The sequence below is a fragment of the Polaromonas sp. P1_G2 genome (assembly GCF_056405515.1).
In genome coordinates this window covers 1-6,560 of sequence record NZ_JBFUBY010000236.1, presented here as the reverse complement: position 1 = coordinate 6,560, position 6,560 = coordinate 1, and the positions used below count along the sequence as shown (strand labels likewise).

Below are 6,560 nucleotides of genomic sequence, written 5' to 3'. Positions count from 1 at the left end.
GCGAGGGCTCGAGCTGCAGGACGGTGACCGCGTTACGAATGGGCGCCAGCGGGTTGCGCAGTTCATGCGCGAGCATGGCCAGGAACTCATTCATGCGCCGGCTGGAACGCTCCAGTTCCTCCAGCCGCCGGCGCTCGGACATGTCGCGGGTGATCTTGGCGAAGCCGCGCAACTGCCCTTCGGCGTCCCGGATGACGGTGATGACGACATTGGCCCAGAAGCGGGAACCGTCCTTGCGGACCCGCCAGCCCTCTTCTTCCGCCCGGCCTTTTTCAAGCGCTGCCCGCAGCTCGTTCTCGGGCATGCCGAGCGCCAGTTCCTCGGGCCGGTAAAACAGGCTGAAGTGGCGGCCTATAGCCTCGGCCGCGCTGTAGCCTTTGAGGATTTGCGCACCCGTGTTCCAGCTCTGGATGATGCCCTCGGGATCGAGCATGTAGATGGCATAGTCCTGCACGCCCTCCACCATCAGGCGCAGCCGTTCTTCGCTTTCCCGCAGGGCCTGCTCGTGCCTGCGCCTTTCGGTGAGGTCGCGGGTCACCTTGGCGAAGCCCGCATGGCTTCCGTCCGGATCGGTCAGCGAGGTGATGACCACATTGGCCCAGAAACGCGAGCCATCCTTGCGGACCCTCCAGCCTTCATCCTCGAAGCGGCCGTTCTGTTTGGCGAGTTTGAGTTCCTGCTGGGGCCATCCGGTGGCCCGGGCTTCGTCCGTGTAAAACATGGAGAAATGCCGCCCCATCACCTCATCGGCGACGTAACCCTTGATGCGGGTCGCGCCGGTATTCCATGACACCACGTGGCCGCCCGGATCGAGCATGAAAATCCCGTAATCGACCACGGAATCGACCAGCAGGCGGAACCGTTCGATGCTGACTGAATCCACGGGAAGAACGGTAGTGAGGGTCATAGCGGTCAATCTCCTGCTTCGGCACTCCGCGCAGGTTCACGGCATGAAAATAAGGCTTGCTGCTGCGTACAAATACGGGCCCCCCAAGAGACCAGGGCAAAAAAAACCCCGGGCGGCCCGGGCCTCAAAACTGGTAAATCCAGAGGAGTGATGCGCGCCCCTCACAGGGCTCGCCACTTCAATATAGCCAAGCCGTTCGTAACATTGTGTAGGAGAACGCCGCATTCGCAGCGTGCGGCGATGCGGCCAGGCGAGCGACCGGAAAGTCTTATTGCTTTCGTCGTATGACGAAGGCATTGCCGGCCTGCTCAAACCCCAGCGCGGGATAGTAAGACATGGCATCGGGCGCCGAGAGCAGGATCAGGGACACCTGGTCCCCGATGATGGCTTGTGTGCGCCGGATCAGTTCCTTGCCGATGCCGGCGCCCTGGTATTTTTTGTCCACGGCGAGGTCCGACAGGTAGCAGCAATAGGCATGGTCGGTCAGCGAGCGGCTCAGGCCCACCAGCTCATTGCCCACCCATGCTGACAGCAGCAGACTGGGCGCGGAGAACATGCGGGCAATCCTCGGAAGGTCGGCCGTGGGACGCTTGATGCCTGATTGCTCGAAGACGCGCACGACGTCCACGGGATCAAGCGGGTAGTTGTGGCGGTATTCAACGGTGATGTTTGTCATGGTCAAGGGCCTGAAGTTTGACGTGATCGTTTTATCCAGCATCGGCCATCGCCGCAATAGACACTTTCAGCCCAAACGTTCCAGAACAGGCAGCTTCGCGCCCCGATGCGTTTCGGCATCACACCACGACAACATCGCCCCAGGCCAGCCCGATATACAGCCCGCCCCAGAGAAAGAACATGCCAATGGCAAACAGCACAAGGACTGCGGTGAACCGGTCGACAGCGGTCATCTCGATCCAGCCGCCATCTGTCAGAAGTTCCAGGAGTATGTCGACCCAACGCACGGGTCGCGTCCGGATTTCCGGCTCGTGCCTGGAAACCAGGACCTTCCAGGCCCCCACCAGGAACAGGCCGCCGATAAAGCAGCAGAGGACGGCGAAGGCGTCAATCATGAGGGCGGGATCAGCGCTTTTTTGAGCGAAGCGCTCAGGCCTCGGCAATCACCGCGATGGACACTTTGAGCCCTGGCACCCGAACCGGCAGCTTCGCGCCCTGCCGCGCGGGTGGGTTCACCGGAAACCACTTGAGCCACTCTTCATTCATGCCCGCGAAGTCGGCCTCTTCCAGGATGATGACGGTGGCGCTCACGACCTTGTCGAGGGAAGATCCCGCCGCCTTGAGGATCGCCGACACGTTGTGCAGGCACTGCCGGGTCTGCTCCTGGATGGTCTCGCCCGCAATCTTCCCGGTGGCGGGATCGTGCGGCCCCGTGCCCGAGACGAACACAAGGCCTGCGGCCCGCACCGCCTGGCTGTGGGTCGGTGGCGGGCTTGGAGCGTCGAAGGTTCGAATGATGTCTCTTGCCATGATTGTCATCCGTGTAGCGGGATGTTGAGGGGATGGACGGGACCAGGTCCCGCAACGATTCTAGGCGGCCGGCCTGCGGGTTGCCTCCCCACAATGGACTAGATCTTGAGGGGGTCAAGGTATTCATGCTTCAAGATGATCCGCGCCAGGCGATGCTCGAGGTAATTGACGGAAGGCTTCTTTCCATCCGACCTGAAAACAAAGTACTCGCCGTATTGATTCCTGGCATAAACAGTCAGGGCGTAAGTCGTGTTCTCACCGTTGCTGTGGTCTTCGTCTTGACGGACGACTACCGCGCTCCGGCCTTCAAATGCAAATCTCGGATCATTCGAGTGAACGGCACTTTCCTGAAACTGCCGCATTGCCACGTCGATGCGGCTTTCCCCCGAATGACGCCTTGCATACAGGGCATAAGCCGTAATTCCAAGCGCTGAAAGCAGAAACAGCGCGGCTGAGAAAAAGTTGGCGTCGTACATGAGCGGGAAAGCCACCTTGAAGTTGATTGACTGCCCAGCAGACTGCACGGAGCCTTACCGACACCGGTTAAAGCAAACTCTTATAAGACCAGCCAAAACAGGCGACACCACCCTTGCCCGCGGAAACACTGCCGTCCACCCAATCGCAGTTGGGGCCGCGCTGGTGCGACCTCACGCCCATGGCCGTGAACCTGGAAGGACGCGCCGGGTCGCGCGAAACCTCGGCTTGCAGAATGTCTCCGGGACTGAACCCCATGCCGCTCGGAACCAGCACCTTGCCCACCACATTGCGGCCGGAGACGGCGAGCGCCGCGTACTGGTTCTCCCTGGCCTGCAAGGACATGGCACACACGATATCGCGCCGCATACATGCGCTGCTGGCCAGGATATCGCTGTCAGGGACGTCCGACAGCGAGACCACCACGCCATAGACTCGCTCGCCGGCGGCCTTCTCCATGAATTCCGGCGAGGGCGGGCTCGCGCAGGCCGTGAGCAACACGGCCGCTGTAGCCGTGAAGAGAACTGAACGCATCGGCAAACTCCTCTCGAACCGTTTTCTGATGAATGGGAGCAATTCCTGCCGCGATTCTAGGGTCGCAGGCCGCAAACGGCCTCCTCACAATGAACCAGGGAATCAGGACAGGCAGCCCTGGCCGCTAGCTTTGATCCGGACGGCTTGACTCGCGTGCTTTTTCTTTGCGCATGGCGGCATCGACTATTTTCAGCAGCGGCATGACAACCCAGACTCCTGCGAAGACCGCATACAGGGACCACACCACGAAGAGCGCGCTTCCCCTTGCATGCGGTCCCTTATAGGCGATGACGGCCAGGCCGAGCAGTATCCAGCCGGCAAATGCAATAAGGAGACGTTTTCTTGCCGTCATGGGTAGATGACTGTACCGATATTTTCGCTTTTGCTCGCTTTATGCGCTGTCACCGGAAAGTCCCCCTGCAGACTTCATCTGCCGCAACCAGGCCCCTGGCGCCAGACCCACACTGCCCTTGAAGCGCCGGCTGAAATGGCTCTGGTCGGCGAAGCCGCAGGCGGCTGCGACCTCGGCCAGGCCCTGCCCGGCCAGCATGGCGGACTGGGCGCGTTCCAGGCGCACGGCGTTGAGATAGATATGCGGCGGCACGCCGAACTGCCGGGCGAAGGCGCGGGTCAGGTGCACGCGCGAGAGGCCGGCCTCGCGTGCGAGGGCTTCGACGGTGATGTCCTCGCCGTAGTGGCTGCGCAGGTAGTCGCGGATGCGGGCCATGCGGGCGGCGCCGGCGGCCTTGGTGTCGTCGCCCGCGCTGCGCCGTTCACCGTAGCGTTGCAGCAGCCGCACCAGCACATCACGCGTGAGCTCCTCGGCGCGCAGCGACTCCTGGGCCTGCCCGGCCGCGCCTATGGCCTGCGCCAGCGCGCGGCCCATGGCCGCGTCGCGCACCACGGGCTGGCGAAAGTAGGCGGCCATGTCGACGCCTGCCTCCTTGTCGCGGCATTCGTCGACCACCTGGGGCGCCACGTACAGCATGCTGTAGCCGAAACCCTCCTGCGTGCCGCGCTGGCCGTCGTGTGGCTCGTCGGGGTTGAAGAGGATGACGTCGCCGCGCAGGCTGGCGTGCAGCGTGCCGCCGCAATGAAAAGTCTGCACGCCGGAGGCGGTGACGCCTATGGAATAGGTTTCGTGGCTGTGGCGCTCAAAGCTGTGCTCGGTGAAGTGGGCCTTCATCTGCGTCACGCCGGCCAGGGCGCCCGGGCGAAAGTTTGCCCAGTCTTTGGCGGTGGTTTCCTGGGCATGGTGCATGAAACAATCGTACAAGACGCGGCGGGCACGGACAAGCAGACTCTCTTCTTTCATACACGCAAGAGGAATTTTCATGAAAACAGACGCCATAGACCTGCAGGCCAAGCTCGCGAGTTTTGAAGGCCACTGGCAGCCGCGCACCGTGAGCGAGTTCAACGGCCACGACGTGATGGTGGTCAAGGTCCAGGGTGAGTWCAGCTGGCATTCGCACCCCGACAGCGACGACTTCTTCCTGGTGCTCAAGGGTGAGCTGCACATCGATATCGAGGGCCGGCCCACCGTGATGCTCAAGCCCGGCCAGCTCCATGTGGTGCCGCGCGGCGTGCGGCACCGGCCGCGCGCGGTAGAGGAAGCGCACTTGCTGCTGATAGAACCGACCGGCGCGCCCAACAGCGGTGATGCGGCGACGGCGGCGCCGCGGCGGGTGATCTGAGGCCGGATTGGCGCTACCCCGTCGGAGGGTAGAAACCCCAATTACTTGACTTTGTCAATTAATTGCTTGACGATAGCCGCATGGCCTCGTCAAACTCCCCTACCCTCCCCACTCCCCTCATTCCGGCGCCTTCCGCGCCAGCCGCCAGCACCGCCCACATCAAGGCGATCCGCGGTTTCAACCGCTTCTACACCCAGCGCATCGGCGTGCTCGACCCTTACCTGGGCAGCGAGTTCTCGCTGACGGAGGTGCGGGTGCTCTACGAACTTGCCCACCGCGACCAGCCGACGGCCACCGAGCTGAGGCGCGACCTGTCGCTGGACGCCGGCTACCTGAGCCGTATCCTGCGGCGCTTTGAAGGCAAGGGCTGGCTGGCGCGCGTGCCTTCGCCGGCCGACGCGCGGCAGAGCCTGCTCAAGCTGACGGAGGCCGGTCACTCGGCGTTCGCACCGCTGCAGCAGCAGTCGCGCGACGAGGCGGCCGCCCTGCTCGCGGCGCTGCCACCGCAAGACCAGCACAAGGTGGTGGGCGCGATGACCACGGTGCAGCGCCTGCKGGCCGGGCCCGACGAGGCCGCGGCGACGCGCACCGTCGTCTTGCGCGACCCGCAGCCGGGCGACATGGGCTGGGTGGTGCAGCAGCACGGCGAGATCTACGCGCGCGAATACGGCTGGAACAGCGAGTTCGAGGCGCTGGTGGCCGACATCGCGGGCAAGTACCTTAAGCACCACCGGCCCGACTGCGAGAAATGCTGGATCGCCGAACTGGACGGCGAGCGCGTGGGCGCGGTGTTCGTGGTGCGCAAGTCGGCCACGGTGGCGCAGTTGCGCATGCTGATCCTCACGCCTGGGGCGCGCGGACTGGGTCTTGGCGGGCGCCTGTCGGACGAATGCATCGCGTTCGCGCGCGCCAAGGGCTACAAAAAAATGGTGCTCTGGACCAACAGCTGCCTGACGGCGGCGCGCGCGATTTACGCCAGGCGCGGCTTTGAACTGGTCAAGAGTGAGCCGTATCAGGGTTTTGGTCATGAATTGGTTGGCGAAACCTGGGCGCTAAAGCTTTAGGCGTACAGGGCCGGAAGTTTCCAAGGCTTTGAGCGTTAGCCCTCGTGAATAACGAAGAGCGAGCTATTGTTTTAATAGCGGATGAAGCACCTCGGCTTCTCGCGGGCCGGCCGGGGCATGCGGTGCGCGCGGCGATAATGGGCGCATGAGCCCCCTGCCCGCGGAAGAGCGCCCGCAACCCAAATYCCTCACCGACCTCTTTGTTTCATTCACCCTGCTGGCCCTGCAGGGTTTCGGCGGCGTCCTCGCCGTCGTGCAGCGTGAGCTGGTCGAAAAAAAACGCTGGATGACGCGTGAGGAGTTCATCGAAGACTGGGCGGTGGCGCAAATCATGCCGGGCCCCAATGTGGTGAACCTTTCCTTGATGGTGGGCGGGCGCTACTTCGGCCTCAAGGGCGCGAT

General features: G+C 63.1%; 11 protein-coding genes. 3 read left to right on the top strand and 8 right to left on the bottom strand.

Going from position 1 to position 6,560, the window contains the following annotated elements; all coding sequences use genetic code 11:
* The 8 genes from AC1D0P_RS19760 to AC1D0P_RS19725 form a co-directional block, all read right to left on the bottom strand.
* Nucleotides 1–907: PAS domain S-box protein (locus AC1D0P_RS19760; RefSeq protein WP_477678313.1), on the bottom strand; the 907-nt coding region annotated here is incomplete at its 3' end.
* Nucleotides 908–1,175: 268 nt separating this feature from the next.
* Nucleotides 1,176–1,583, bottom strand: a complete 408-nt coding sequence (locus tag AC1D0P_RS19755) for a GNAT family N-acetyltransferase (RefSeq protein WP_477678312.1) — start codon at nucleotides 1,581–1,583, stop codon at nucleotides 1,176–1,178.
* Between the two features lie 118 nt (nucleotides 1,584–1,701).
* Entirely contained in the window at nucleotides 1,702–1,977 is a 276-nt protein-coding gene (locus tag AC1D0P_RS19750; protein WP_477678311.1) for a hypothetical protein, read from the bottom strand.
* A gap of 34 nt (nucleotides 1,978–2,011) precedes the next feature.
* Nucleotides 2,012–2,392: a RidA family protein gene (locus AC1D0P_RS19745; RefSeq protein WP_477678310.1), complete on the bottom strand. Its 381-nt coding sequence runs from the start codon at nucleotides 2,390–2,392 to the stop codon at nucleotides 2,012–2,014.
* Between the two features lie 98 nt (nucleotides 2,393–2,490).
* Nucleotides 2,491–2,868, bottom strand: coding sequence for a hypothetical protein (locus AC1D0P_RS19740; protein ID WP_477678309.1), 378 nt, complete (start codon nucleotides 2,866–2,868; stop codon nucleotides 2,491–2,493).
* A gap of 67 nt (nucleotides 2,869–2,935) precedes the next feature.
* The gene (locus AC1D0P_RS19735; RefSeq protein ID WP_477678308.1) at nucleotides 2,936–3,400 is read right to left on the bottom strand and encodes a hypothetical protein; all 465 of its coding nucleotides are present in this window, start codon (nucleotides 3,398–3,400) and stop codon (nucleotides 2,936–2,938) included.
* 124 nt (nucleotides 3,401–3,524) lie between these two features.
* Entirely contained in the window at nucleotides 3,525–3,752 is a 228-nt protein-coding gene (locus AC1D0P_RS19730; protein WP_477678307.1) for a hypothetical protein, read from the bottom strand.
* Nucleotides 3,753–3,791: 39 nt separating this feature from the next.
* Nucleotides 3,792–4,661 (bottom strand): AraC family transcriptional regulator, encoded by an 870-nt coding sequence (locus AC1D0P_RS19725; RefSeq protein ID WP_477678306.1) that lies wholly within the window; start codon nucleotides 4,659–4,661, stop codon nucleotides 3,792–3,794.
* Nucleotides 4,662–4,734: 73 nt separating this feature from the next.
* Here AC1D0P_RS19725 and AC1D0P_RS19720 point away from each other — a divergent pair, with 73 nt between their 5' ends.
* From AC1D0P_RS19720 to AC1D0P_RS19710, 3 genes are all read left to right on the top strand, one after another.
* Nucleotides 4,735–5,094: a cupin domain-containing protein gene (locus AC1D0P_RS19720; RefSeq protein WP_477678305.1), complete on the top strand. Its 360-nt coding sequence runs from the start codon at nucleotides 4,735–4,737 to the stop codon at nucleotides 5,092–5,094.
* Between the two features lie 80 nt (nucleotides 5,095–5,174).
* Entirely contained in the window at nucleotides 5,175–6,158 is a 984-nt protein-coding gene (locus AC1D0P_RS19715; RefSeq protein WP_477678304.1) for a bifunctional helix-turn-helix transcriptional regulator/GNAT family N-acetyltransferase, read from the top strand.
* 145 nt (nucleotides 6,159–6,303) lie between these two features.
* Nucleotides 6,304–6,560 (top strand): chromate transporter (locus AC1D0P_RS19710; RefSeq protein ID WP_477678303.1); only part of this gene is annotated, 257 nt, incomplete at its 3' end.